This window comes from Brucella sp. HL-2 (assembly GCF_025846885.2).
GTDB classification, from domain to species: domain Bacteria; phylum Pseudomonadota; class Alphaproteobacteria; order Rhizobiales; family Rhizobiaceae; genus Brucella; species Brucella quorumnocens.
In genome coordinates this window covers 41393-67346 of sequence record NZ_JAOYTK010000010.1, presented here as the reverse complement: position 1 = coordinate 67346, position 25954 = coordinate 41393, and the positions used below count along the sequence as shown (strand labels likewise).

Genomic DNA, 25954 nt, shown 5'->3' with positions numbered 1-25954 from the left:
TAGATGATGAGTACAGCGAGCCGACTTTGTTTCAATACAACTTCGCCCACAACGGGATTATCTAAATTTATCGTTTAAAAACAGATATATAACTTTCTTCTACCTCATAATCGCTGCCGTAATACCGACGAAACCATATAAGAAAGAGCGAAATTGCAGGTCGAGAATTTCGTGGCAATCACCTTTTGTTGAAAAAAAATGCTTACCTACGAAAATTTTACAGACAGTTCGATACCGTTATGTTATCTCGATCATACGCAACAGCTCTTTTTCATTAAAATAAGAGCCGCGAGCGACAGAATTATAGTCGCGGGAGGAATCCAAATGTCCCTGAATGAGCACTTTGGGAAAGCGTATTTCAGTCATGCGTGGTAAGGGTGATATAATCATCGGTATCGACGCGGGTACATCCGTCGTCAAGGCAGTGGCGTTCGATCTTAGCGGTCGTCAACTGGAATCGGCGGCTGTCCGCAATACATACGAAACCGGAGAACATGGTGCCGCGACTCAGTCTTTGTCCCAGACATGGGAAGACTGCGTAAGCGCATTGCGCCGCCTGTCAGAAAAAGTTCCCGGCTTAAGCGAGCGCACTGCCGCTATTTCCGTCACCGGTCAGGGTGACGGCACATGGCTTGTTGGTCGCGACAATAAGCCGGTTGGCGATGCCTGGATCTGGCTCGACGCGCGCGCCGCCAATACTGTCACAAAACTTGCAGCAGGCCCGATGAACCGCGCGCGCTTTGAAGCGACCGGAACCGGCCTCAATACCTGCCAGCAAGGCACACAAATGGCGCATATGGACAGTTTCGTGCCGGAACTGCTCGATAATGCCGAAGTCGCCCTTCACTGCAAGGACTGGCTTTATCTCAATCTCACCGGCGTCCGCGCCACAGACCCTTCGGAAGCCAGTTTCACATTCGGCAATTTCCGCAATCGCCAATATGACGATGTGGTTATTGAAGCGCTCGGTCTGAAAAAGCGCCGTGGTCTGCTGCCCGAAATCGTGGACGGCACTCTGACACAGCATCCGCTATCCCCCGAAGCGGCCGCTGCGACTGGTCTTCTGGCCGGTACGCCGGTGAGTCTCGGCTATGTTGATATGGTCATGACGGCTCTTGGCGCTGGCGTTTATTGCGGCACCGCAGATGCCGGTTGCTCGACTATCGGATCGACGGGCGTGCATATGCGCGCAAAGCCAGTTGCCGACATTCACTTGAATGCTGAAGGCACAGGTTATGTGATTGCGCTGCCAATCCCGGGTATTGTCACCCAGGTTCAGACCAATATGGGCGCGACGATCAATATCGACTGGATTTTGCAGATTGCAGCCGATCTCATGTCGACCGCAGACAAAAAAGTCAGCTTGAACGATCTGATTCCCCGCCTTGATGAGTGGTTCAATATGAGCCGCCCCGGCGCGATGCTTTATCATCCTTATATTTCCGAAGCTGGAGAACGCGGACCTTTCGTCAACGCTTTTGCCCGTGCGGGCTTTATCGGCCTTTCAAGCCGCGACCGTTTCCCTGAATTGGTGCGCTCGGTCGTTGAAGGTCTCGGTATGGCAACACGCGATTGTTATGCGGCCATGGGCGGCATGCCAGCGGAACTGCGCCTGACAGGTGGTGCTGCACGTTCACGTGCGCTTCGCAGCACGCTTTCTGCCGCAGTCAATGCGCCGGTTCGTGTCTCCTCGCGCGAAGAAGCGGGTGCTGCAGGCGCTGCAATGATGGCCGCTGTCGCAATCGGCGCTTATCCTTGCATGGATGATTGCATCGCAGAATGGGTCGCGCCTCTGCTCGGATCGGGCGAAGCGCCTGATGCCGCGCAGGCACAGCGCTATGAAGAGCTTTTCACCGCCTATAAGGACGCCCGACTAGCCCTGGCGCCCATCTGGGACAAGCTTGCAGCCGACAGATAATTCGACAATCGGCTGTAATTACATATTATTTTGCCGGAGTTCCGGCATCCGAAGGAGCATGAGATGGCTGAACCGGAAACCTACGATCTGTTTGTGATTGGCGGCGGTATCAATGGCGCGGGTGTAGCTCGCGATGCGGCTGGGCGCGGCCTCAAGGTTGTGCTGGCGGAAAAAGACGACCTCGCGGAAGGCACCTCCTCCCGCTCCGGCAAGCTTGTGCATGGTGGCCTGCGCTATCTAGAATATTACGAATTCCGTCTGGTTCGCGAAGCTTTGATCGAGCGCGAAGTTCTGCTCAATGCCGCACCGCATATCATCTGGCCGATGCGCTTTGTTCTGCCGCACAGCCCGCAGGATCGCCCGGCGTGGTTGGTACGCCTCGGCCTGTTCCTCTACGATCATCTCGGTGGTCGCAAAAAGCTGCCCGGCACCCGCACGCTAGATTTGAAGCGCGACCCGGAAGGCACGCCGATCCTTGATCAATATACAAAGGGCTTTGAATATTCAGATTGCTGGGTCGATGACGCGCGTCTCGTCGTGCTCAATGCCGTAGGTGCCGCCGAAAAAGGTGCCACCATTCTGACCCGCACGCCGGTTACGTCCGCGCGTCGCGAAAAAGGCGGCTGGGTTGTCGAAACCAAGAACCGGGATACCGGCGAAGTGCGTAGCTTCCGCGCGCGCTGCATCGTCAATTGCGCAGGTCCGTGGGTTACTGACGTTATCACCAATGTGGCTGGATCGAATTCTTCGCGCAATGTGCGCCTGGTCAAGGGTAGCCACATCATCGTGCCAAAGTTCTGGTCAGGTGCGAATGCCTATCTGGTTCAGAACCACGACAAGCGTGTGATCTTCATCAATCCATATGAAGGCGACAAGGCGCTCATCGGCACCACTGATATCGCTTATGAAGGCCGTGCCGAAGACGTCAGCGCAGACGAAAAAGAAATTGATTACCTGCTCACCGCAGTCAATCGCTATTTCAAGGAAAAGCTGCGCCGCGAAGACGTGCTGCATAGCTTCTCTGGCGTGCGTCCGCTGTTTGACGATGGCAAGGGCAACCCTTCCGCCGTTACGCGCGATTATGTTTTCGATCTGGATGAGACCAACGACGCGCCATTGCTCAACGTTTTTGGTGGCAAGATCACCACATTCCGCGAGCTTGCAGAGCGCGGTATGCATCGCCTCAAGCACATCTTCCCGAAAATGGGCGGCGACTGGACGCATGACGCGCCATTACCGGGCGGCGAAATTCCAAATGCGGATTACGAAACCTTCGCCAACAGCCTGCGTGACAACTATCCATGGATGCCGCGCAAGCTGGTCCAGCATTATGGACGCCTCTATGGTGCGCGAACAAAAGACATTGTCATTGGCGTGAGTGATCTTGCGGGCCTTGGTAAGCATTTTGGCGGCAATCTTTACGAAGCAGAAGTTCGCTATCTGGTAGCCAAAGAATGGGCGAAGACGGCAAATGACATTCTCTATCGCCGCACCAAGCATTATTTGCACCTGACCGAAGCCGAACGCGCTGCTTTCATCGCATGGTTCGACAACGCCAAAGTTTCTGCTTGAGGTTATCATGGCTCTGACATTATCGCTCAATACCAATCCACTTGTGAACCGCTTTGCAGAGCCGGATGATCTGATCGAAACGGTTGCGCGTGATCTGCGCCTGCGCGACCTCCAGCTGACACATGAGTTCATCAATCCAAGCTGGCAGGCGTCAACCATTCGTCGCCTCACCCGCGATATGGACAAGGCGCTGCAGCGCACTGGCGTTCGCGTCACATCCGGCATGACCGGCCCTTATGGTCGTCTCAACCATTTCGGCCACCCGGATGCAGAAGTGCGCCGTTATTATGTCGACTGGTTCAAGACATTTGCCGATATCATCGGTGATCTCGGCGGCAAGTCAGTCGGCACGCAGTTTGCGATTTTCACTTACAAAGATTTTGACGATCCAATCTGTCGTGAAGACCTGATCAAAACCGCAATCGGCTGTTGGGCCGAGGTGGCGGAACATGCTGCGAAAGCCGGACTCGACTATGTCTTCTGGGAGCCAATGAGCATTGGCCGCGAATTTGGCGATACTATAGCGGAAAGCATCAAGCTTCAGGACCGCCTCACCGGCGCCGATATGGCAATCCCGATGTGGATGATGGCCGATATTGATCATGGCGATGTGACCTCGTCGAACCCGGATGATTTCGACCCCTATGCATGGGCGCGAGCAGTGCCCAAGGTCTCGCCGATCATTCACATCAAGCAGAGCCTGATGGACAAGGGCGGTCATCGTCCTTTCACTGCAGCTTTCAACGCCAAGGGCCGCATTCAGCCGGAGCCGCTGCTCAAAGCCTTTGCCGAAGGTGGTGCGGTGGACAATGAAATCTGCCTTGAGCTGTCGTTCAAGGAACGTGAGCCGAACGACCGTGAAGTTATTCCACAGATTGCGGAAAGTGTGGCCTTCTGGGCCCCGCACATTGACACGGGCGCTGCGGACCTGAAGATATAAGCATAGGAAAAATATAAAGAATCGGGAGCAGGCAGCGCGAAAATGGCAGATTCAGACGATTCCTTAGCCCTTCGTGCAGCCTGGCTTCACTTCGTCGCCGGGATGACACAGTCTGCAGTGGCAAAGCGGCTTGGAATACCTTCCGTAAAAGCACACCGTCTTATTGCCAAGGCGGTCGCTGACGGCGCGGTCAAAGTGACGATCGACGGTGACATCACCGAATGTATCGACCTCGAAAATCGGCTCGCAGAAAAATATAATCTCGAATATTGCGAAGTCGCGCCTGATCTCGGTGAAGAAGCCTTACCTCTTCTATCGCTCGGCAATGCCGGTGCAGAATTTCTGCGTCGCGAAATCGAGCATGGCGATCACGAGGTGATCGGCCTTGGTCACGGTCGCACACTTTCTGCGGCGGTCAATCACATGCCACGTGTTGGCGCAAAGGATTTGCAGTTCGTCTCACTGCTCGGTGGCCTTACCAGAAATTTTGCTGCTAACCCGCATGACGTGATGCACCGCATCGCTGAAAAGACCGGCAGGCCAGCCTATGTGATGCCGGTGCCATTCTTCGCCAATACTGCGGAAGACCGTGAAGTGCTGCTGGCGCAAAAGGGCGTGACCAGCGTTTTCGAAATGGGCTGCCGTGCAGAGCTGAAAATCGTCGGTATAGGCACAGTCGATGCCCATGCACAGCTCGTCACTTCCGGTGTGATCGACCTCTCCGAAATGGAAGAGATCGCGGAGCGTGGTGCCGTCGGCGAAATGCTTGGTCACTTCTTTGATAGCAATGGCACGCGTCTTGAAACCGGGCTGACGGCCCGAACCATTGCTGCGTCAGTTGAAAACGCCGATATGAGCCGCATCATTGGTCTGGCAGGCGGTCTTTCAAAGGCAGAAGCCATTCGCGCTGTACTGAAAAGCGGTCGTCTTTATGGCCTCATCACGGATGAACGCACTGCAAAGGTACTTCTGCAGTAGCAAACGGCCCGATAAACATCGATCAACAAAATATCACAAAATCACATTTTATATGGATTGTTTTGTGATTTTGTGATTTAAGTTTGTGCGATAAACAAACATGTTCTGAGATCGGAAATTCCGTGAAACGCGACGAACGAAGACAGGCGATCATCAATCTGCTGATTGAAAATCATGCAGTCGATCTCGATGATCTTTCCGAGCGTTTTGCAGTCTCCAAGATGACCATTCATCGTGATCTGGATTCGCTTGAAGAGTCCGGCGTGCTGCGCAAAGTGCGCGGCGGGGCGACTATGGATGCCGGCTCTCAGTTCGAGAGCGATTTCCGCTTTCGTGTTCAGCAGGACAATGAAGCCAAGATCGAGATGGGCCGCGCCGCTCTGGAGCTCATTGAGCCCGGCATGACCGTCATGATCAATGATGGATCAACCGCCGCAGTTCTTGGCAGTATGCTGATTGAAAAGCGTCCGCTGACGGTGATTACCAACAATGCGGTCATAATCGAAAATCTCAAGGGCGAAGGCGGCATCAATCTGATCGCGCTCGGCGGCGTATTTTCGGCAAAGTTCAATGCGTTCTTTGGCCTACTGACCGAAGAAGCCCTGTCAAAACTCAGCGCAGATATTGCCTTCATTTCCGCGCCTGCGGTCAATGGACGTCTCGTCTACCATATGGATGAAAACGTCGTCCGTACCAAGCGCGCCATGACTGCGTCGGCAACCCGCACATGCCTGCTGGTCAATCATCAGCGTTTTCGCCGCACGGCCTTGCATGTGATGGCCGACCTTGGCGATTTTGATGCCATCATTACGGATAAATCACCGGGCGATGTACTTGTGGCCGAACTTGAGCCGGCAGGCATCAAACTGACAATTGCAGAATAAAACACGATAAGAAAGAGCATTCGAGCATGTCCAAATTCTTGGCCAAATTCTGGGTTGGTACGAGCTGGAAAATGAACAAGACGCTTGCGGAAGCACGCGTTTTCGCGACCGTACTGAAAGAGGCCGATGCTGGTCGTTCAGCGGACATTCAGCGCTTTGTCATTCCACCCTTTACCTATGTTCGTGAAGTGAAGGAAATCTTGTCGGAAACATCCGTCAAGGTCGGCGCGCAGAACATGCATTGGGCTGATCAGGGCGCATGGACCGGCGAAATATCGCCATTGATGCTCAAGGATTGCAATCTCGATATCGTCGAACTCGGCCATTCCGAGCGTCGCGAACATTTCGGTGAAACCAATGAAACTGTTGGCCTAAAGGTTGAAGCAGCCGTGCGTAACGGCCTGATCCCGCTTATCTGCATTGGTGAAACGCTCGAAGACCGCGAAAGCGGACGCGCTGCGGAAGTGCTTGCTGAAGAAGTGCGCGGCGCACTTTCCAAGCTTTCGGACGAACAGAAAAAAGCTGAAATCCTGTTTGCCTATGAGCCTGTCTGGGCGATTGGTGAAAATGGCATTCCAGCCTCGGCAGATTACGCCGATGCCCGCCAGGCCGAAATTATTGCTGTTGCAGAAGGTATCCTTGGTCGTCGCGTGCCTTGCCTCTATGGCGGCTCGGTCAATCCCGACAACTGCGAAGAACTCATTGCCTGCCCGCATATCGACGGCCTGTTCATTGGCCGTTCGGCATGGAACGTGGAAGGCTATCTCGACATTCTGGACAAGTGCGCCAGACAGATTCAATCCAATTAAAGGAGTCTCCCCCATGAAAGTAGCAGTAGCAGGCGATAGCGCCGGTGAAGGTCTGGCCAAGGTTCTTGCCGATCATCTCAAGGATCGCTTTGAAGTATCCGAAATCTCCCACACGGACGCTGGCGCAGATGCGTTCTACGCCACCCTCTCGGACCGCGTAGCATCCGCAGTTCTCGATGGCACCTATGACCGCGCAATTCTGGTTTGCGGCACCGGCATCGGTGTTTGCATTGCAGCCAACAAGGTTCCGGGCATCCGCGCAGCGCTGACGCACGACACCTATTCGGCAGAGCGTGCTGCACTCTCCAACAATGCGCAGATCATCACGATGGGCGCACGCGTTATCGGTTCGGAAGTTGCAAAGACCATTGCTGATGCATTCCTTGCACAGACGTTTGACGAAAACGGCCGTTCGGCTGGCAATGTTGATGCGATCAACGAAGTCGACGCCAAGTACAACAAGCGCTGATTTTCGGACACTTTGAAACACAAAAAAGCGGCGGGTTTCCCCGCCGCTTTTTTGCTTTTAAGCGAATGGATTTAGCTGAACTTCGGGTCCAGCGAACCATCGCTATAACGCTTGGCCATATCCGCAAGTGGGATCGGACGAATTGACTGAGCATGACCAGCGGTGCCGAACTGCTCGAAACGATCCTTGCAAAGCTTGGTCATCGCCGCCATTGCTGGCTTGAGATACTTGCGCGGATCGAACTCGCTCGGATCTTCCTGCAACACGCGGCGGATCTGGCCCGTCAGCGCCATGCGGTTATCGGTGTCGATGTTGATTTTGCGCACGCCATGCTTGATACCGCGTTGGATTTCTTCAACAGGCACACCCCAGGTTGGCTTCATCTTGCCGCCATACTTGTTGATGATTTCCTGCAAATCTTCCGGCACCGAAGACGAACCATGCATGACAAGATGCGTGTTTGGAAGCTTACGATGGATTTCTTCGATCACATTCATCGCCAGCACTGAACCGTCGGGCTTGCGGCTGAACTTATAAGCGCCGTGCGAAGTGCCCATAGCGATTGCCAATGCATCGACCTTGGTTTCACGCACGAATTTGACAGCTTCATCCGGATCGGTGAGAAGCTGGTCATGCGACAGCTGACCTTCCGCACCATGGCCGTCTTCTGCTTCGCCCATGCCGGTTTCGAGCGAACCGAGAACACCAAGCTCGCCTTCAACCGAAATACCGCCAAGATGGGACATTTCACTGACCTGACGCGTAACGGAGACGTTGTAATCCCAGTCAGCAGGCGTCTTGCCGTCAGCCTTGAGCGAGCCGTCCATCATGACGGAGGTAAAGCCTGCCTGAATTGCAGTCATGCAAGTAGCAGCTTCATTGCCGTGATCGAGATGTACGCAAACCGGAATATGCGGATAGATTTCCGTTACTGCATCCATCATGTGGCGCAGCATGATATCATTTGCATAGGAACGTGCACCGCGCGAAGCTTGCAGGATTACCGGTGCATTGGTCGCATCCGCCGCTTCCATGATGGCGAGTGCCTGTTCCATGTTGTTGATGTTAAATGCCGGAACGCCATAGCTGTGTTCAGCAGCGTGGTCGAGCAATTGCCGCAGCGTAATACGCGCCATGTTAATATCTCCTAATTAGTTGCGCGAACGCGCGTAATACTCACCGAGAACGTCGACTTCTTCCGCAACACCGAACACCAGCGCGCTGCGCTCGTGGTAGGTTTCGGGAACGATATCGAGGATCGGTGTGGAACCGTTGGTCGCCTTGCCACCAGCCTGCTGGCTGAGGAAAGCTATCGGATTGGCTTCATAAACGAGGCGCAGACGGCCTTTTTCATAACCCGGACGCGCATCGTCTACGTAGAAGAAGATGCCGCCGCGCTGCATGATGCGATGCATGTCGCCGACAGCTGCACCCAACCAGCGCATATTGAAATTGCGTCCGCGCGGACCATCCTTGCCGTTGTAGCAATCATCGACATAGGCCTTCATGCCAGCCGAAAGATGACGATAAACGGATGCGTTGTAGGCAAGATCGGACGTGCGCTCAGGAAGAGTCACATTCTTGCGGGTGATCTGGAAAATGCCGCTGACCGGATCAAGCGTCGCAAAAAGAACGCCTTCGCCGACTGAGAAGGCGAGATCAATAGAGTTGCCGAACGAGACATAACCTGCTGCCAGCTGGCGATTGCCGGGCTGAAGGAATGGCTCTGCCGTATCCGCTGGGAAGATCGAGAAAATGGTGCCCAGCGGCGCGCCAAGACCAACATTGCCGGAGCCATCAAGCGGATCGATTGCCACGGCAACCAGACCATCGGCCTTACCCGCAACTGGCAGATCAGCTTCTTCGGACAGAACCGATGCAGCACCTGCCGCGATCAGCAATTCAACGAAGAGATTGTGCGAACCGACATCGATGCTCTTCTGCTGATCCTGATCACTGTTAACGCCAACCAGCTTGCCCGGATCGCCGGGAAGCGAACCACGGGCGATGCGGCCAGCAAGGCGGCCCGATCCTGCAAGAATGGCCTTGATTGAATTGCTTGTCGCTAGGCGCAAGTTGTCCTGACCTGCCCAGTTATCGAGATATTCTCCGACGGACTGAGCGTCGACGCGATCACTATCACCAGCCAGAACCAGTGGCGCAAAATTTCCTGCCATCGTCATTCGCCCTGCTCCTGAAGAAGAAACAGTTGCAGCACGTTGGAAGCGGGGGAAACGGAATTCATTTACTGGCAATCTCCATGCGGATGTCTTCAAGACACGCCCGATAGTGGGCTGAGACACGGAGGACGTAACACCGTTCTGATATCATCACAATGATGTGGATAACATTATAACGATTTAAATGTGATAATGTGTTTTAAAATGATGTTAATTACGGATAAGCTACGTCATCTCCGCACTCGATAAGCATGCGGAAAACCTGAAAGCGAGTCGATGACCCGCTCTATTTCAAACATTGAAGCGAATTTTAGTGTTTCCACGCAAATGTGCGGTAGCAACCTAAATGGCCAGTTGCCGGTTCAATCCTGCTTTTTCTTGTCGGGATCAAAAGTCACAAAGAACCGAAACGCCGACCAAAGGCCCATCGCACCAAAAAGCATGGCCCAACCGACACTGCCCATCCAGAACTCGAATGCAGTCCAGGCAAAACAGCTTCCTGAGATTAATACCCGTGTCCATAATGGTCGAAATCGCGGGTCATCAAACTCAAACATTGGCCAGCCTTGTAACGGTTTCACCTCTCTGGAACATTTTTTCCAAAGAATTCGCGCCATGTTTAACCAGTTTGCGAGCCTCTCGTAAGGGCTACATGTTCAATTCGACTGATATTTTGTGATTTTAAGCGGATTGTGTCTTCCGCCCTTGAACCAGGTCGAAAAACACAGCTGTCACTCAATATCGTGTTCAACGATCAGGCAGCCTCAGCGCGCGGTGCCATCGCTCCAGTCATCAGGGCCACGGCATCCGACATCGAATATTCCTTGGGATCAACCACCGTCAGACGGCGCCCAAGCCGATGGATATGAATGCGATCGGCCACCTCAAACACATGCGGCATGTTATGTGAGATCAGCACTATAGGCATACCACGCGCCTTCACATCCTGAATAAGCTCCAGAACGCGGCGCGATTCCTTAACACCGAGAGCTGCTGTCGGTTCATCCATAATAATGACCTTGGACCCAAAGGCTGCTGCGCGCGCAACCGCAACACCTTGCCTCTGTCCGCCTGACAGCGTTTCCACGGCCTGGCCAATGTTCTGAATGGTCATCAGGCCCAGTTCCGAGAGTTTCTCGCGGGCAATCTTTTCCATTGCACCACGATCAAGCATCCGCAGCCATGAGCCAAGCGGCCCTTTGCGGCGAATTTCTCGTCCAAGAAAGAGATTGTCTGCAATGGAAAGGGCCGGAGATAGCGCAAGGTTTTGATACACCGTCTCGATGCCCGCCTTGCGTGCTTCCATTGGTGAATGGAAACTCACTGGCTTTCCATCCAACATGATCTCGCCTTCGTCGGGACGAACCGCACCCGACAAAGCCTTTATGAGCGAAGACTTCCCCGCGCCATTATCGCCAATGACGGCAAGAACCTCTCCCGGATAAAGATCAAAATCGGCATGATCGAGGGCAGTGACGCGTCCATAACGCTTAACCAGACCACGTGCGGAAAGAACAGGCGTAACTGAGGGTTTCATGCGGCAGCCTTTCTGATCCACTGGTCAATAGCAACGGCAGCGATAATAAGCACGCCAATCAGGAGATAGGTCCATTGTGGATCTGTGCCCCAAAGGCGCAGCCCAAGCGAAAAGACCCCCACAATCAAGGCGCCAAACATTGTGCCAAGGATAGAGCCACGCCCGCCAAAGAGCGATATTCCACCAATCACCACAGCAGTGATGGATTCAATATTAGCAAACTGACCGGAGGTCGGTGATACAGAACCAAGTCGCCCGATCATTGCCCAGCCAGCAAGCGCGCAGATAAGTCCGGCCAGAATATAGACCGACATCAGGATCGGTTTGACCGAAACGCCCGACAGTTTTGCCGCCTCCGGATCGTCGCCAATAGCGTAAACGTGACGTCCCCAAGCGGTGTGGTTCAAGACAAACCAAAGCACTAACACCAGCAGGACCATGGCGATAACGCCATAAGTAAAGACCGCGCCGCCGACACGAATGCTTTCACCAAAGAACTGCAAAATGGGTGCCTCAGCGGTAATTTCCTGCGCACGAATGGTTTCATTCGCCGAATAGAGAAAATTGGTCGCGAGGATCACCTGCCACATGCCCAGAGTAACGATAAACGGTGGCAGTCGGACATATGCAATCAGAAAGCCATTGATAAAGCCGCACAACGCACCGGTCGCAAAACCAAACAAAATTGAAATTTCCGCAGGTAAGCCATAGCGGAAGGTAAATTGTCCCATCACGACTGAGGACAACACCATAATGGCACCAACAGACAGATCGATACCAGCTGTCAGGATGACCAATGTTTGTGCTGCCGCCACAATGCCGGTTATCGCAACCTGTTGGAGAATAAGCGTCAGCGCGAAGGCAGAAAAGAATTTCCCACCCAACGTAATGCCAAATACCAGCAACGAAATCACGAGCACAATTAGTGGCACAGCCGCTGGATTGTGATGCAGAAAGTGCCGGAGACGATAGAGCACCGAATGATCGCCATCATCAAAAGATGCAACATCACTCGCGCTTCGCGACAGCGTGCTTTCATACTCCTGGATCGATGGCTTTAAGGGGGCGGAGGTCGCCTCTGGCTCACTCATGTCAATCTCCTGCTATCTGGTGCAAGAACACCCGGAAAAGCTGCCGGATGCGAAGGGCATTGAAAACATTCCCAGCGACCGTACGAAGCGGTGTTGCTGGGAATGCGTAAAGCAAATAGTCCCGGCGTAAGAGCGCCGTGCGCCCTTTCGGGCGCTACCCAAGGACGCTCTAACTCATTTTATTTGCGCATCGTGCTTTCCAAAAATCGGTTCCGATTTTTGGAAAATGCTTCAGCCCCAGCACTTGCCAAGGGCAGTTTTGGTGTCGATTGACTCCACACCTTCAACAGGCTTGTCAGTGACCAGTGCCACGCCGGTATCGACAAAGGTCTTACCCTCGGTCGGCTTGGGCTTCTCACCAGTATCAGCGAACTTCTTGATCGCTTCGATGCCAAGGGCAGCCATCTGCAGCGGATATTGCTGCGATGTTGCGCCGATCACACCGGCTTCAACATTCTTGACGCCGGGACAACCACCATCGATCGATACAATGAGAACGTCTTTTTCACGTCCCACCGCCTTCAATGCTTCATAAGCGCCAGCAGCAGCCGGTTCATTGATTGTGTGAACGACATTGACGGTCGGGTCTTTCTGGAGAAGGTTTTCCATGGCGCGACGGCCGCCTTCTTCATTGCCATCGGTAAGGTCGCGACCCACGATACGTGGATCATCTTCATCGCCGAGCTTGGTCTTGTCCTTCGGGTCAATGCCGAAGCCGACCGCGAAACCCTGATCGCGCAGAACATCCACACTTGGTTGTGAAGCAGTGAGGTTCAAGAAAGCAACACGCGCATCCTTGATCTTATCACCAAGCGTTGCTGCGGCCCATTTGCCGACCAGTTCACCGGCGAGGAAATTGTCTGTTGCGAAGGTGGCATCAGCCGCATCGGCTGGCTCCAGCGGCGTATCGAGTGCAATGATCAACGCTCCAGCATCGCGGGCTTTCTGCAGCGATGGTACAATACCCTTGGTATCAGAAGCGGTAATCAGGATACCCTTGGCACCATCCGCAATACAGGTTTCGATAGCAGCAACCTGACTTTCGGAATCGCCATCAATCTTGCCTGCATAGGTCTTGAGATTAACGCCAAGCTCCTTAGCTTTGGCAATCGCGCCTTCTTTCATCTTGACGAAAAAAGGATTGGTGTCCGTCTTGGTGATCAGGCACGCGCCAACATCAGCAGCGCTGGCTGGCCCGACTGCGGAAGCGGCAACGCCAAGCGTGAAGGCAGCAAATGCTGCCGAGAGAACTGTCTTCTTCATGAACTCCTCCCAGAGTGAAACCGGTTCCTCTTCCCCCGGCATGACTGAAGCAAAACACGGCTTCCCGAGAGAGTCAATTAATAAATCCACTTGATTTATTAATCTGCTGTGCCACTCTCTGGCAGTCAGAATGAACTTAGCTAATGCGTCGTGCGAATACAGTCGCCGTCTAAGTTAATGTTTTTATTTAATATGTTCTACAAAAGAGGGCTTTTTCTGCTGCATCGAATGAGATAGGCCAATCGACGTTAAACCATGTCTCTCAAAAGAGGAGACCGGTTTTGGGCGACGTGCGTACAAACAAAAAGCTAAAGCGCGGGATCACGCTTTAGAATAGGCGGGACCTGGGAGGGGTTATGGTCAGGCACAATTCAGAACGTGGTTCTGATCAACGCGGCGGACCAGCCGTGGCAGGCTCCGCCGTGCCGCAATTTGCCCAAGCCGGAGCAAGCATCAATCGCGGTTCCAACCAGATTGGCGTGCGCGCTTATAATGAACGCCTTGTTCTTGCTCTTGTGCGCAGACATGGTTCGATGGCACGCGCCGATATTGCACGAAAAACAGGATTATCTGCACAAACCATCTCCGTGATCATCCGAGAGCTGGAAAAAGATGGTCTCATCACACAGGGCGAACGCGTGCGCGGGCGGGTTGGGCAGCCATCCATGCCCATGCGGCTTGCCGCAGACGGTGTCTTTTCCTTTGGCCTCAAGATCGGTCGTCGCAGCGCCGAAATCATTTTGATGGATTTTCTTGGCAACATCCGCCAGCGCCGCCACATTACTTATCGCTGGCCTGTGCCAGATGAGATCCGCAAGTTCTCCTTCGATAGCATTGAAGCGTTTACAGCCGCACTTGATGCAGACAAACGTGAAAGGATTGCCGGGCTTGGCATCGCGCTCCCTTTCGAGCTCTGGAATTGGGTGGAGGAAGTGGGTGCACCTGCCGCCGATATGAATGCCTGGCTTGATGCCGATCTGATCAATGATTTCGGTTCAGCCCTGCCATTTCCGGTTTACCTGCAGAATGATGGAACAGCAGCCTGTGGTGCGGAACTGACATTCGGGCGCGGGCCTGAATTCACCGATTTCGTTTATTTCTCCATCGGATCGTTCATTGGCGGCGGCGTTGTTTTGAACAACACACTCTATCCCGGACGTACCGGCAATGCTGGTGCACTCGGTTCCATGCCCATGCGCATGCGCAGCACAAATGACGCGCGCGAAACCATGCAGTTGATCGACACCGCCTCGCTCTTTGTGCTCGAACGCATGTTGCAGGAGAGCAATATTTCTTCAGATGATCTCTGGCTCTCGCCTGAGCGGTGGTCAAACTTCGGCGCTTTGCTCGACGAATGGATCGCGCTGGCAGCACGCGGGCTGGCCCATGCTGCGGTGGCCGCCGCAGCTGTTATTGATTTTCCGGCGGCGATCATTGATGGCTGGCTACCAGAAAGCGTTCGTCATCGGATCGTTGAAGCGACGAAACTCGAGCTTACGCGCATCGATCTGCAAGGGCTTTCAGCACCTGAGATCGTAGAAGGAAAAGTAGGCGTTCATGGCAAAGCAATGGGGGCTGCAAGCCTGCCGCTTTCCCATCGCTACCTTTTCGACCAGAGCGTCCTCTTCAAAGAGAGCGCCTGATGGAATGTGCTCTGGCGCTGTCTGCATACAGACAGCGCCAGAGCCTCGTTTACCGATTAGAATGAACGCTGAAAGCGCACTTTCAAACCAAGCGCATCTTGGCCATCAAGCGAGGTGCGCTTGTTGTTCCATTGAACATAGGTAAGTTCTGGCGTGATGTTAAAACCTGGCACCAAAGCATAGCTGATATTACCAGTCGCCATCAGGGTTTCGCTGGCATCATAACCAACCTGCAGGTTGAGCTTTGCTTTTTCAGTTGCCTGATAGGCAAGACCACCCCACAAAGCCCAATCACCACCCCAAGTTCCGTAGAAGCTGTCTACAATACGATACACCTCACCGTTGGCATTGGCTTTGTAGTGATCATCATTGGATTTGTAAGCAAACTGCGACCACACTGAGAACTTGTCGTTCACTTTGAGGTCGACCTTGACCTTGCCTGCCCATTCTTCATTGCGCGCATCATAGGCAGCGACGCCAGCAATACTGCCCCATGACTGCGCATATTTAAGACCACCCACCACATGCGGCATGTAATCATCGATGGTGACATCCACATCCGCATCGGTATTACCACCCTGTTCAAGTGATAAGGTCGCGGAGAAACCTTCCTTATTTTTGTAGGTGTAGCTGATGAGGTTGGTGCGATAACCACCCGCCAGAATGACGTCGTCGTTCAGCACATTACCCAGATAATCGGTGAAGGTAACAAATGCAGACTGGTCAAGACCAACACGCAGGCCACCAAGCTCAATGAAACCCAAACGCAGAGAACCGGACGATGAAGAGTCTGCACCATTATACCATTGATAGCGCACTTCAGTGACCGTCTTGAGTGTCCCAAGTTCCGTTTCAGTGCCGGTAAATGTGCGGAAGGTGAAACGGGTCAGCTGCGCAAAAGTGTCCATATCTTTGGTGCTTGGAACGCGCGCATATGCGTTGTCTCCACCACTCACATCGTAACGAACATAACCAGCAAGACGCAGGCAGGTTTCAGTTCCAGGAATATAGAAGTAGCCTTTGCCATATGCATCGCAAACGCGAACATATTCAACGGATTCTGGCTCTGGTGCGATGATCGCGTCGGCAGCCGACGCCGCTGATGACAATGCCAAAACAGCAACGGATGCAGATAGAATTTTTTTCATTTGAGTAGTGTCCCCTTTGATTTTAGGCAATAGGAGTTTTCGGCGGAAAGAGGCTTTCCGTCGTGCTGAGAACAAGCTGCCGGAACTCGCTAAAACCGGCTGCCTGCTATGGCTGTGATTGCTGGATAATTGGCTTGATCAGGACGGAATGTGCAGCACCGTCATCAACCCAAATCCCCCATCTGGATTTCTAAAGTTTGCAGTGACGCGCCATCATTTCGGCAACGTCATCCCGCCCCTCTTCGCGCAATTTTTTGATAGCTGCGCTCATATCCGCTGAACGCTCGTCTTGCCCCAGCTTGAACTTGATCTCCATTTTCTCAATCGGCATTTCGTAGCCGACGATATTTGGCAAGCGTCGCTCCAGACCACCATGGCCAAGTTCCTTCATCTGCCATGGCTTGTCCCGCCCCTTTTCCATGTGTTTGACAAGCTCATGGAGATGCTTGGCGGTCGCTGCTTCCGACAATATTTTGGGCGCCCCATGAATGTGAGCGACCATAAAACTCCATGTCGGCGCACTGTCTCTTTCCGGATAACCCGGATACCACGAGGACGAAACATAGTGACCAGCATCCATCAGGATCGCGATTGAGGGGAGTCCGCGCTTCAGAAACTCAACATGATCGTTGGATGCCGCGACATGCGAGACCAGCGTTCCGTTTTCACCGCGTGTCCGATCCATCATGAAGACAGGGTGCGATATAGCAACGCCTCCCTCGTGGCAGGTGATCAAAGTGCCAAGCACCGTTCTGTCAACAAGATCGAAAACCTCGTTTACATCGGACGGCTGGAAATAGGGCTTTGTATAGAGCATCGCTTGTCTCTTGATTTCAGGCGTGAATTGCTGGCAGGCGGTCAGACCATGGGCACATGGTTTCCAATTGGCCTGCGAGTTCAAATAACAGATTTTCGGACCCATAGGGGGCAATGAACTGGCTGCCGACAGGGAGGCCATCGGAGGTCTCGTGCAGCGGAACGCTCATTGCAGGCAAACCAGCCGCATTAACCGGATGGGTAAAGCTCGTGAGTTCCAGAAACTGTCGAACAAAGCCTTCCCAGTCGGGTGAACGCACGTCGAGTATTCCAAGCGGAAATGATGCGACCGGCATAACGGGGCTTAAAACCACATCGCATTCTTCAAACAGGCGACCGAAACTGCGCGCCGTGCTGTTTGCAATCAGGCGCGCCTGAATGACTTCCGGTGCGGACAAACCCTCACCATAGGCAGCCAATCCCAGATTGGACGACTCGAAATAGAGATCATTGGCAGGCTTTGCCATTGTTGCGGCAACATCCGCCACTTCAATTGCGGTGTAAACGGCGATCAGTTTTTGTACGGCAGCCGACAACTGAGAACCGTCAAAATCTGGCTGCACGAGAAAGACTGTGTGGCCGAGCTGTTCGCACAGCGCAATCGTCGCCTCAAGTGCTGCGACTGCCTGCTCGTCCAGATCATGACGAAGATCAGACTGCTGCCAGACACCAATGCGCAACTTACGGGGAGTGGTTTTGGCACTATTAACAAAGAGATCCGTCTTCGCCGGTGCGGCATAGAGGGAGCCCGGTTCTAGCGCATCTGTCAGGTCGAGCATCATTGCGGAATCGCGAACCGAACGCGTCAATACGTGGTGGCTGACCATCCCGCCCCAATTTTCTGTCGAGACGGGACCACATGGGACGCGGCCACGTGATGGACGCAGTCCGAAAAGACCGCCGCAGGACGCAGGAATGCGGATGGAACCCGCTCCATCATTGCCATAGGCCACAGGCACCATACGCGCAGCAACCGCTGCTGCCGCACCACCGGAAGAACCACCAATGCTGCGCTTCACGTCCCAAGGATTGAGGGCCGGACCATGCAAAGAGGATTCCGTTGCAATATTGCAGGAAAACTCAGGCAGATTGGTCTTGCCCACAACGACCAGGCCGGCGGCTTTATAGCGCTTAACCAGCTCGTGATCGCGTTGCGAAATATTGCCTTCAGCCGCACGGCAACCAAAGGACATGGCAGCGCCTGCATAGGATGGGCAATCATCCTTCAACAAAACCGGGACACCGCTGAGCGGCCCTTCTGGCAGTGTTTTAAGCTGCTCTTCGGCCTCATCGCGCATCTCATGAATGACAGCGTTAAGCTGAGGATTGCACCGATCAATCGCTGCAAATGCTTCCTGAACGGCCTCGCGCGGCGACAGAACTTTGGCGCGAATGGCCTCTCCCAGACCGACCGCGTCAGTCCGGATATAATCAAACGATGTGGACGTCATGGGATTATTCCGATGTGATAAGCTTAAGCAATGGGCCCGTTACTGCGTCTTGCTAACCGTCCAGAAACGGTCAGTGTCACCAGCCCAACCCTTGTAATCATTCACTTTTGGGCCCGTCGCCGTAATGGATGGCAAATTTACCAGACCAAGGATCGGCACCTGCTCGGCCATCAGCTTGTTGAGTTCGTTGAAGAGCTTTTTGCGCTCCTCGACATCACTTGTCGCTGAAACCTGCTTGAGAAGCTCTTCCGCCTTTGCATCATCCCATTGACGCGCAGCATCGGCTTTCTTGTCACCAATCATCGATTGGAAAGACAACAATGGATCGAGGCGCGCGGAGTAGGCAAAGACTGCAAGTTCATATGCACCACGGCGATACTGGTCGAGCTGGGTTGCCCAATCGCGCACTTCAAGCTGCGCATTGATGCCCGATCCAGCAAGGAACGCTTGAATAATTGTGGCGACCTGTACACGGTTCTGGCGGTTGGCAACCAGAAGACTGATTGGCTCGCCCTTGTACCCTGCCTTGGTAAGCAGTTCCTGTGCCTTAGCGGGATCATAAGCAGGCCAGGCAGCTGCCTGACTATCCGAATAGATCGTATTTGGTGCGATGACCGATGAATTCGGTGTGTACATGCCCTCGCCAATCGCCGCTGCCAGTTGGTTAAGGTCGATAGAATGCGCGATCGCCTGACGGAGCTGCGGATCTTTCAGCTTGTCAGAATCTGACTGGATTTGCAGCACCATCCATGCAGGCGTCTGCTGGACATTCACCTTCATGCCCTTTGCTTCCAGATCCTTGACGCCTGTCGGCTCAACTTCATCGATGAAATCGATCTCGCCTGACAACAGACCATTGGTGCGCGTGCTTGAATCGGGAACCGTCATAAACTGGATCGTTTTCATATGACCCTTTTTGTTACCGGCCAAACCATCCGCTGCACCAGATAGCGCCGCGTAATCGTCAAAACGGGTGAGGTCAAGAAAACGGCCCCGTTCCCATTTGGAAAAGGCATAAGGACCGGTACCAATCGGCTTCACAAACTTGCCATCAGCATCAACAGATTCAGGGCTTAATATCCATGGCGTGCATTGGATGGTCGCCATTGTGATGACGAAATTTGGCGCAGGCGCTGCGAAATTGAAACGCACCGTGCTGTCGTCAACAGCCTCGACCGACTGCAATTCGGAATCCACTTTGCCGTTATAGCGGTTCACACATTGGAAGCCGGTTTCAGGCTTCAGGTAACGTTCGAAATTCCACACTACGTCTTTGGCTGTCAGCTCTTTGCCATTCTGGAATTTCACGCCTTGGCGGAGTTTAAAATCATAGACGGTATGGTCAGCGTTTGCAGTCCAGCTTTCAGCCAGCATTGGCTTGATCGCCAGATCATCGCCATAGGCAACCAGACCTTCAGCAATGTGCGCGACGACCACATCGGCATTGGCGTCACGGTTGACGCCGGGGTTAATGCTCGCGACATCGGAATGAAAAGCTACGCGTAAGGTCTCGTCATCTGCGGCATATGCTTGGAAGGATGTGGCGCAAAGGCCAAGAAGCGCCATGCTAAATGCGGCGCGTATTGAAGTTGGATTAAACATTTGATTTCCCCTTATTGTTTTTGATTTTGTTGCAACGTCAGCTTTCTGACTTCAGAACATCAGCGAAAAACGCCTCCACCGGCTCCAGAACATTGAAAGGTTCATGTGCCACGCCGGGCACCCGGTCTCTGCGAACTCCGATGCCATGCGTCTCGAAAGACCGGGCCAGTGCTTCAATGCGGTCAATCCGGCAATCGCCCTGCAGATCGGCTCCATCCATCCAGAAGGCACTCTCGCGCGGAATGGCAATTTCCCAGGTGGCGGTATCTTCTTCGCCAATAACCGTTTGCACCGTCACCGCTTTCATCGCTTCAAGATTGATGCGACAGCCAAAGCGAGCCTCAACATCGCGCACGCCGACCCACCAGTCGTAGTCGGGATTAAGCAAGGTCACGACACCGGGGGCACCAATAGAAATGGCTTTGAGCCGTTGCGGATGCAGCATGAAAAAGCGCTGGCAGAACTGCCCACCGCCCGAAAAACCATACATGATCACGCGATTGCTCTTGAGGCGATATTTGGCCGCCACTTCGTCGATCATCGACAGAAGAATATGATCAAAACGAATGCCGTGAAACTCGATGCGTTTGTAATTGGCGAGATCGCCCTGCACAGCAATGCCAGCAGGAAACAACGGTGCCAGTATGATGCAACGGTTCTTTTGCCCAAAACTTGCGAAGTGATCGCGATATTGCGCAGCGGTGCGTCCAGTGCCATGGACGATAATGATCAGCTCGTGCGTTTCCGTGCCGTCTTCGTCGTAATCTTCCGGCACGTAAAGGCAATAGCTGAAGCGCTGATCGAACTGGCTTGCGAAAAAGGTGGTTGCACCAAAATCATAGAAGCTGAGCTTTTTGCCATGACCCTGTCGTTTGGTTGCAGGCTGTTCTTCAATGATGGACATGACCACCCTCCTCCCCGGATTTCATATTTGCACCGTCGCCACGCCATTTCAGTTTGACGCCACCCTCGCCCGTCAATTCGAGCATCGGAATGGCCGACAGCAGACGGCGGGTATAGTCGTTTTGCGGCGCGTCAAAGATTTCATCGCGCGTCCCCTGCTCGATGATGCGTCCCTCATTCATGACAACTACACGGTCAGCGATTTGCTCCACCACACCCAAATCATGGGTGATGAACAGACAGCCAAAGCCATAGCTCTGCTGAAGTTTGGCAAAGAGGTCGAGAACCTGCGCCCGCACCGTGACGTCAAGCGCCGAGACGGCTTCATCGGCAATCACAAAAGCTGGACGGCGCACAAGCGCACGGGCAATCGCCACACGCTGACGCTGACCACCCGACATTTCATGCGCATAACGATTGGCATAGTCTCCACCGAGGCCAACGTCCTCCAGTGTTTCGCGAACACGATCCACTTTCTGGCTGGACGAAAGTTCTTTTGAGAAGCGCAGTGCCTCGCCAACCAGTTCACCCACTTTCATGCGTGGGTCGAGCGACGAGTAAGGGTCCTGAAACACCATCTGCGTGTGATAGCGATAGTCGGGGTAATGAACCGAACGTCTTTCAACAGGCTGTCCCTTAAACAGCAGCTTGCCACCACTCGGTTTGATCAATCCGGCCATAACGCGTGCGGCAGTGGTTTTTCCCGAGCCTGAACCGCCAACCACCGCGACGACCTCATTCGGCAAAACATCAATTGTTACGCCATGCAGTGCGCGTTTGCCGCCAGCCTTCTTGAACCAGCCGCCGCGCCCTTCAAAGTCGACAACCAGATCGCGAACGCTGATCAGCGGCTCTGCCTGTGGCACCACACGGGCCGCTCCCCGAACTGGCAATGTTGAAAGCAGCTTGCGGGTATAATCATGTTGCGGTTTGGCGAGAACATCAGCGGTATTACCCGTTTCAACCACCTCGCCATGACGCATCACGACAACCCGATTGGAGTATCGCGCGATCATTGGAAGGTCGTGGCTGATGAGCAAAACGGTCGTTCGGCGTTCCCGCGTGAGATCAACCAGCAACTCCATAACCTCGCGCTGGATGACCGCATCGAGCGCCGTTGTCGGCTCGTCGGCAATCAGCAGATCAGGCTGCATCAGCATGGCGCACGCGATCATGATACGCTGGCGCATTCCGCCAGAGAACTCATGTGGGAACGCCTCAATCGCCCGATCAGGATCGGCAATACCGACACGCAACAACATGGCTCTAATCCAGTCGGCATGTTGCGCTTTCTCAGCTGGAAAGTGCAGTTCAAGCCCTTCTTCAAGCTGGCGTCCGATGGTCAGCGATGGGGTGAGCGATGTCATAGGCTCCTGAAAGATCATAGCGATGCCATCGCCACGAAGGCCGCGCAATGCGGCTGGCGACATCGTTGATACGTTCTGCCCCTTGAAGCGGATCGCACCATGACTTGTTTTAATGGACGCCGGAACCAGCCCCATGATCGCCCGCGCGAGCATCGTCTTGCCAGAACCGGATTCGCCAACAATACCAAGAATTTCGCCACGCTTGAGGGAGAAGGAAGCACGCTTGACGATCTCCAGCGTGCTATCGCCAACACGCAGGCTTACATTGTCGATTTCGAGCAGGGGTGCGGAAGTCATGAGCGCTTCCTCATGCGTGGGTCGAGGCGGTCGCGCAACGCGTCACCAAGAAGATTAATACCAAGCAGCGACAGCGAAATTGCAAGGCCGGGGAAGATACCAAGCCAAACGGCCTGCTCAATGAAATTGCGGCTTCCGGCTAGCATATTGCCCCATGTCGGCGCTGGCGGCGGCACGCCCAGCCCCAGAAAGCTGAGCGAGCTTTCTGCGAGGATTGCCCAGCCGCACATGGAGGTTGCCATGACCAGCACAGGTGCCAGACAATTGGGCAGGATATGACGCACCATCGTATAGATTTCCGAGTTTCCCATGACGCGGGAAGCCTCGACAAACTCTCGTTCACGCAAGCTCAGTACCGTGCCGCGCACAACGCGAATAACCGAAGACATATAGGCGAGAGCCAGTGCGAGGATGATGCCGTTCTTGTTTGCGCCAAAGACGGCCAGCAAACCTAGCGCCATCAATATGCCAGGGAATGCCAGCAGCGCATCATTGATCATCATTAGAAACCGGTCGAACCAGCCACGTAAGAAGCCACTAGTTGCGCCAACCAGAACACCACCCAAGGTGGCGATGAAGACTGTGAAAACGCTAATCGAAACGCTGGCGGACGCGCCTTTCATCAGGCGGCTCAATTGGTCGCGCCCAAACTCATCCGTACCAAGCCAGTGCGCAGCACTTGGTGGCGCAAGACGTGCGGTAAAATCAAGCGCGAGCGGATTGTACGGAGTCCAGACGGAACCAACGAGTGCCACTGTCAGAAGCGTTGCAGTCAAAGCCCCGCCGATTAGGGCATTAAGAGAGATGTTTTTCATTTCGCCGTCACCTTCGGGTCGAAGAACGGATAAAGGAGGTCCACGATCAGATTGACCAGCACATAGACGCAAGCCGTAAACAGCAAGCAGCCCTGAATGACCGGATAGTCGCGGGCAAAAATCGCATCGACCAGCAGCCTGCCGAGACCCGGAATGGTGAAAACCGTTTCCACGACAGCAATACCGCCGAGCAGATTACCAAGGATCAAACCAAGCAATGTCCAGGTGGGACCAAATGCATTGCGGAATGCATGGCGCCACATAACGGTTGCTTCCGACAGCCCCTTGGCGCGTGCATGGGTGATGTAATCAAGGTTCAGCACTTCGAGCGTCGATGCTCGGGCCATACGCAGGATCACGCCAATTTCATGCAGAAACAGCGTCGTGACCGGCAATACCAGATAGAGAAACGCCTTCCATTGATTTTCGCCGAAGCTGACATAACCAACAATCGGCAGCCATCCCAGCTTCAGACCAAATGCCAGCAACAGCAGCAAGCCCATCCAGAATGCCGGGATCGACAACAGTAAAGTGGCGCTTGTCACAAGCGTGAGATCCGTCAGGCTGTTTTGTTTCCATGCAGCGATCATACCGAGTGGAACCGCGACCAGCGTGGAAAGCACGACAGCAGACAACACAATACGCGCGCTTACCAAAAACCTTTCCAGAACCAGTGAAAGCACAGGCTGCTGGTTGGCTATGGAAACACCGAGATCGCCATGCAGAACATTGCCGCCCCAGATCAGAAACTGGGTCATGATGCTATGGTTGAGCCCCAGCTGTTCGCGCAAGGCAGCCAATGTCGCCGCATCCGCAGAATCGCCCAGCATCAGAGCCGCAGGATCGCCCGGTATCAACCGGACAATCACAAACACAGCCACCGCCACAATCAGCAATGTTGGAATGGCCATGCCTATTCTGGAGAGCGCAAAGCGCAGCATTTCTTTAGCCTTCGATAAAGAGGGATTTCGCACGCGGCGCTGCATCGGCAGGAAGCGGCGTATAGTCCTGCAGACAATAGGTCGCAAATTCACGATTCAAGGCTGGTAAGGGCGCGATTTCCATCATGCCGAGAGCCGCCTCCATCACCACCATGGCGACCGTTGCGGTGATATTGTCGTGGTTGCCCGGACGTGGTGGACGGCACACGGCATAAGGCGTCAGGAAGTCATCAAACAGCGCTTCTTTGAGTTCCTTACGGCCAATTTTGCCACCATGGGCTTCAAGACACTGGCGCACACGCCAGTCGCGATAAAAGCTCTCCGGCACATATGGAATGCCCGTGTCACGCAGCTTGGTCAGCGCAATCGGACTTACCCAATGATTGGCATGAACGATAAGATCGTTCTCCGGCAGGATCGGGAAGGACTCATCCGGTGCACATTCAAAATCAATACCAAAGCCCGCGCTGGTGGCGATCATGATATTGTTCGAGCAGGACTTCGGCGTCGAAGCCACGGCTTTGATTGCTTTGGCAAAATGCTCCTGCTCCAGCACCTTACGACGCACGAGACCAAGCGGAACGCCAAGCTTCTTATAGTCGCGCTCACATTCAAGATAATTGGCAGTAATCGAGATACCGGCTTCATTAAAGCCGCTGCGCGCCAGACCACCTGCTTCGACAAAAGTAACGAAATCGGGGCCGTTATTGTTGCGTACACGCAGCACGATACCAGTCTCTACACACTCAGAACGCCAGTCCCAGTTCTGGCCGTGCACAAGATTACCTGAAGCACTTTTGGCGGGCATGATGAGCGCGCCGGTGCAACCGTCATCCTGCTCTTCCGGATCAGGTGCGCCCGTTTCCGCACGCGCCATCGCAACCACTTCCGTACGTGCATTGATCATGACGATCTGCTCAAAAGGGACACCCGCCCCCTTGGCAATACCGCGCATTTCCTCGACATAAGAAGCGTCGAATTCTTCGATCCTGCCTGCGAAATCCTCGATCAGGCTCTGCTTACGCTCTGGCGAAAGACCGAACGCATCGAGCGTGCCTGAGTAAAGGCCCGCGCTTAGCCGGATACGCTCTTTGGCCAAAACCCCATATTGGCGACCGCGCTCTTCCGGTACGCCAGAAACTGTGATGAATGGAAATGGGGTAATAGACATTCTCGATCCATATTTTGTATTTTGCATCTTCTTAATACAATTCACATTCAATCATTGCGGAGTCAATAGTTTTTTATTAGAATATGGAACAATTTGATTTATACCCTTCCTATACAGAGTCAGCCTGTCTTTCCAATGGGATAGGCACTACGAGAAAGA

At 53.8% G+C, this 25954-nt stretch carries 23 protein-coding genes; 8 read left to right on the top strand and 15 right to left on the bottom strand.

The window, feature by feature from the left end:
- The first annotated feature begins 364 nt into the window (after positions 1-364).
- The 7 genes from OIV19_RS13170 to derI all read left to right on the top strand — a co-directional run bounded on the left by OIV19_RS13170 (position 365) and on the right by derI (position 7570).
- The gene (locus OIV19_RS13170) at positions 365-1918 is read left to right on the top strand and encodes an FGGY-family carbohydrate kinase (RefSeq protein ID WP_264231959.1); all 1554 of its coding nucleotides are present in this window, start codon (positions 365-367) and stop codon (positions 1916-1918) included.
- 63 nt (positions 1919-1981) lie between these two features.
- The gene (locus OIV19_RS13165) at positions 1982-3490 is read left to right on the top strand and encodes a glycerol-3-phosphate dehydrogenase (protein ID WP_264231915.1); all 1509 of its coding nucleotides are present in this window, start codon (positions 1982-1984) and stop codon (positions 3488-3490) included.
- Positions 3491-3497: 7 nt separating this feature from the next.
- Positions 3498-4430 (top strand): TIM barrel protein, encoded by a 933-nt coding sequence (locus OIV19_RS13160; RefSeq protein ID WP_264231914.1) that lies wholly within the window; start codon positions 3498-3500, stop codon positions 4428-4430.
- 42 nt (positions 4431-4472) lie between these two features.
- Positions 4473-5408: a sugar-binding transcriptional regulator gene (locus tag OIV19_RS13155; RefSeq protein WP_151092616.1), complete on the top strand. Its 936-nt coding sequence runs from the start codon at positions 4473-4475 to the stop codon at positions 5406-5408.
- Positions 5409-5530: 122 nt separating this feature from the next.
- A complete protein-coding gene (locus OIV19_RS13150; RefSeq protein ID WP_151092614.1) occupies positions 5531-6292 on the top strand; it encodes a DeoR/GlpR family DNA-binding transcription regulator in 762 nt (253 codons plus the stop codon).
- Between the two features lie 38 nt (positions 6293-6330).
- Positions 6331-7101: a triose-phosphate isomerase gene (locus tag OIV19_RS13145; RefSeq protein WP_264231958.1), complete on the top strand. Its 771-nt coding sequence runs from the start codon at positions 6331-6333 to the stop codon at positions 7099-7101.
- A 13-nt stretch (positions 7102-7114) separates the two neighbouring features.
- Entirely contained in the window at positions 7115-7570 is a 456-nt protein-coding gene (gene derI, locus OIV19_RS13140) for a D-erythrulose-4-phosphate isomerase (protein WP_151092612.1), read from the top strand.
- A gap of 71 nt (positions 7571-7641) precedes the next feature.
- On the opposite strand, the gene fba is transcribed toward derI, so the two are convergent.
- The 6 genes from fba to OIV19_RS13110 form a co-directional block, all read right to left on the bottom strand.
- Positions 7642-8706 carry a class II fructose-bisphosphate aldolase gene (gene fba, locus OIV19_RS13135; RefSeq protein ID WP_151092610.1) on the bottom strand — a complete coding sequence of 355 codons (1065 nt, stop codon included), beginning with the start codon at positions 8704-8706 and terminating at the stop codon, positions 7642-7644.
- A 15-nt stretch (positions 8707-8721) separates the two neighbouring features.
- Positions 8722-9753 carry a class 1 fructose-bisphosphatase gene (locus tag OIV19_RS13130; protein WP_264231913.1) on the bottom strand — a complete coding sequence of 344 codons (1032 nt, stop codon included), beginning with the start codon at positions 9751-9753 and terminating at the stop codon, positions 8722-8724.
- A 359-nt stretch (positions 9754-10112) separates the two neighbouring features.
- The gene (locus OIV19_RS13125) at positions 10113-10367 is read right to left on the bottom strand and encodes a hypothetical protein (RefSeq protein ID WP_264231912.1); all 255 of its coding nucleotides are present in this window, start codon (positions 10365-10367) and stop codon (positions 10113-10115) included.
- A 137-nt stretch (positions 10368-10504) separates the two neighbouring features.
- Positions 10505-11287 carry an ATP-binding cassette domain-containing protein gene (locus tag OIV19_RS13120; RefSeq protein ID WP_151092606.1) on the bottom strand — a complete coding sequence of 261 codons (783 nt, stop codon included), beginning with the start codon at positions 11285-11287 and terminating at the stop codon, positions 10505-10507.
- Entirely contained in the window at positions 11284-12378 is a 1095-nt protein-coding gene (locus tag OIV19_RS13115) for an ABC transporter permease (RefSeq protein WP_151092604.1), read from the bottom strand. Before OIV19_RS13115 ends, OIV19_RS13120 begins: the two co-directional genes overlap by 4 nt.
- A gap of 231 nt (positions 12379-12609) precedes the next feature.
- Positions 12610-13641, bottom strand: a complete 1032-nt coding sequence (locus tag OIV19_RS13110) for a sugar ABC transporter substrate-binding protein (protein ID WP_191793093.1) — start codon at positions 13639-13641, stop codon at positions 12610-12612.
- 356 nt (positions 13642-13997) lie between these two features.
- On the opposite strand from OIV19_RS13110, the gene OIV19_RS13105 reads away from it, so the two are divergent.
- Positions 13998-15284 carry an ROK family transcriptional regulator gene (locus OIV19_RS13105; RefSeq protein ID WP_264231911.1) on the top strand — a complete coding sequence of 429 codons (1287 nt, stop codon included), beginning with the start codon at positions 13998-14000 and terminating at the stop codon, positions 15282-15284.
- A 56-nt stretch (positions 15285-15340) separates the two neighbouring features.
- Here OIV19_RS13105 and OIV19_RS13100 read toward each other — a convergent pair whose 3' ends face one another.
- The 9 genes from OIV19_RS13100 to OIV19_RS13060 form a co-directional block, all read right to left on the bottom strand.
- Entirely contained in the window at positions 15341-16432 is a 1092-nt protein-coding gene (locus tag OIV19_RS13100) for a porin (RefSeq protein WP_264231910.1), read from the bottom strand.
- 190 nt (positions 16433-16622) lie between these two features.
- On the bottom strand, positions 16623-17249 hold the full coding sequence (locus OIV19_RS13095) for an FMN-binding negative transcriptional regulator (RefSeq protein WP_264231909.1): 627 nt from the start codon (positions 17247-17249) through the stop codon (positions 16623-16625).
- 16 nt (positions 17250-17265) lie between these two features.
- Positions 17266-18699 carry an amidase gene (locus OIV19_RS13090; protein WP_264231908.1) on the bottom strand — a complete coding sequence of 478 codons (1434 nt, stop codon included), beginning with the start codon at positions 18697-18699 and terminating at the stop codon, positions 17266-17268.
- Between the two features lie 39 nt (positions 18700-18738).
- The gene (locus tag OIV19_RS13085; RefSeq protein ID WP_264231907.1) at positions 18739-20301 is read right to left on the bottom strand and encodes an ABC transporter substrate-binding protein; all 1563 of its coding nucleotides are present in this window, start codon (positions 20299-20301) and stop codon (positions 18739-18741) included.
- Positions 20302-20338: 37 nt separating this feature from the next.
- Positions 20339-21205, bottom strand: a complete 867-nt coding sequence (locus tag OIV19_RS13080; RefSeq protein ID WP_264231906.1) for an alpha/beta hydrolase — start codon at positions 21203-21205, stop codon at positions 20339-20341.
- Positions 21192-22868, bottom strand: coding sequence for an ABC transporter ATP-binding protein (locus OIV19_RS13075; RefSeq protein ID WP_264231905.1), 1677 nt, complete (start codon positions 22866-22868; stop codon positions 21192-21194). The genes OIV19_RS13080 and OIV19_RS13075 overlap by 14 nt, the downstream gene beginning before the upstream one ends.
- Entirely contained in the window at positions 22865-23683 is an 819-nt protein-coding gene (locus tag OIV19_RS13070) for an ABC transporter permease (RefSeq protein ID WP_264231904.1), read from the bottom strand. The genes OIV19_RS13075 and OIV19_RS13070 overlap by 4 nt, the downstream gene beginning before the upstream one ends.
- Entirely contained in the window at positions 23680-24624 is a 945-nt protein-coding gene (locus OIV19_RS13065) for an ABC transporter permease (protein WP_264231903.1), read from the bottom strand. The genes OIV19_RS13070 and OIV19_RS13065 overlap by 4 nt, the downstream gene beginning before the upstream one ends.
- Positions 24625-24628: 4 nt before the next feature.
- A complete protein-coding gene (locus OIV19_RS13060; protein ID WP_264231902.1) occupies positions 24629-25795 on the bottom strand; it encodes a C45 family peptidase in 1167 nt (388 codons plus the stop codon).
- Positions 25796-25954 lie beyond the last annotated feature (159 nt).

Excerpts from the sequence above, each read along its gene's own strand:
- OIV19_RS13170 (WP_264231959.1), top strand. The coding sequence starts at position 365 with ATGCGTGGTAAGGGTGATATAATCATCGGTATCGACGCGGGTACATCC.
- OIV19_RS13165 (WP_264231915.1), top strand. The coding sequence starts at position 1,982 with ATGGCTGAACCGGAAACCTACGATCTGTTTGTGATTGGCGGCGGTATC.
- OIV19_RS13160 (WP_264231914.1), top strand. The coding sequence starts at position 3,498 with ATGGCTCTGACATTATCGCTCAATACCAATCCACTTGTGAACCGCTTT.
- OIV19_RS13155 (WP_151092616.1), top strand. The coding sequence starts at position 4,473 with ATGGCAGATTCAGACGATTCCTTAGCCCTTCGTGCAGCCTGGCTTCAC.
- derI (WP_151092612.1), top strand. The coding sequence starts at position 7,115 with ATGAAAGTAGCAGTAGCAGGCGATAGCGCCGGTGAAGGTCTGGCCAAG.
- fba (WP_151092610.1), bottom strand. The coding sequence starts at position 8,706 with ATGGCGCGTATTACGCTGCGGCAATTGCTCGACCACGCTGCTGAACAC.
- OIV19_RS13130 (WP_264231913.1), bottom strand. The coding sequence starts at position 9,753 with ATGACGATGGCAGGAAATTTTGCGCCACTGGTTCTGGCTGGTGATAGT.
- OIV19_RS13125 (WP_264231912.1), bottom strand. The coding sequence starts at position 10,367 with ATGGCGCGAATTCTTTGGAAAAAATGTTCCAGAGAGGTGAAACCGTTA.
- OIV19_RS13120 (WP_151092606.1), bottom strand. The coding sequence starts at position 11,287 with ATGAAACCCTCAGTTACGCCTGTTCTTTCCGCACGTGGTCTGGTTAAG.
- OIV19_RS13115 (WP_151092604.1), bottom strand. The coding sequence starts at position 12,378 with ATGAGTGAGCCAGAGGCGACCTCCGCCCCCTTAAAGCCATCGATCCAG.
- OIV19_RS13110 (WP_191793093.1), bottom strand. The coding sequence starts at position 13,641 with ATGAAGAAGACAGTTCTCTCGGCAGCATTTGCTGCCTTCACGCTTGGC.
- OIV19_RS13105 (WP_264231911.1), top strand. The coding sequence starts at position 13,998 with ATGGTCAGGCACAATTCAGAACGTGGTTCTGATCAACGCGGCGGACCA.
- OIV19_RS13100 (WP_264231910.1), bottom strand. The coding sequence starts at position 16,432 with ATGAAAAAAATTCTATCTGCATCCGTTGCTGTTTTGGCATTGTCATCA.
- OIV19_RS13095 (WP_264231909.1), bottom strand. The coding sequence starts at position 17,249 with ATGCTCTATACAAAGCCCTATTTCCAGCCGTCCGATGTAAACGAGGTT.
- OIV19_RS13090 (WP_264231908.1), bottom strand. The coding sequence starts at position 18,699 with ATGACGTCCACATCGTTTGATTATATCCGGACTGACGCGGTCGGTCTG.
- OIV19_RS13085 (WP_264231907.1), bottom strand. The coding sequence starts at position 20,301 with ATGTTTAATCCAACTTCAATACGCGCCGCATTTAGCATGGCGCTTCTT.
- OIV19_RS13080 (WP_264231906.1), bottom strand. The coding sequence starts at position 21,205 with ATGTCCATCATTGAAGAACAGCCTGCAACCAAACGACAGGGTCATGGC.
- OIV19_RS13075 (WP_264231905.1), bottom strand. The coding sequence starts at position 22,868 with ATGACTTCCGCACCCCTGCTCGAAATCGACAATGTAAGCCTGCGTGTT.
- OIV19_RS13070 (WP_264231904.1), bottom strand. The coding sequence starts at position 23,683 with ATGAAAAACATCTCTCTTAATGCCCTAATCGGCGGGGCTTTGACTGCA.
- OIV19_RS13065 (WP_264231903.1), bottom strand. The coding sequence starts at position 24,624 with ATGCTGCGCTTTGCGCTCTCCAGAATAGGCATGGCCATTCCAACATTG.
- OIV19_RS13060 (WP_264231902.1), bottom strand. The coding sequence starts at position 25,795 with ATGTCTATTACCCCATTTCCATTCATCACAGTTTCTGGCGTACCGGAA.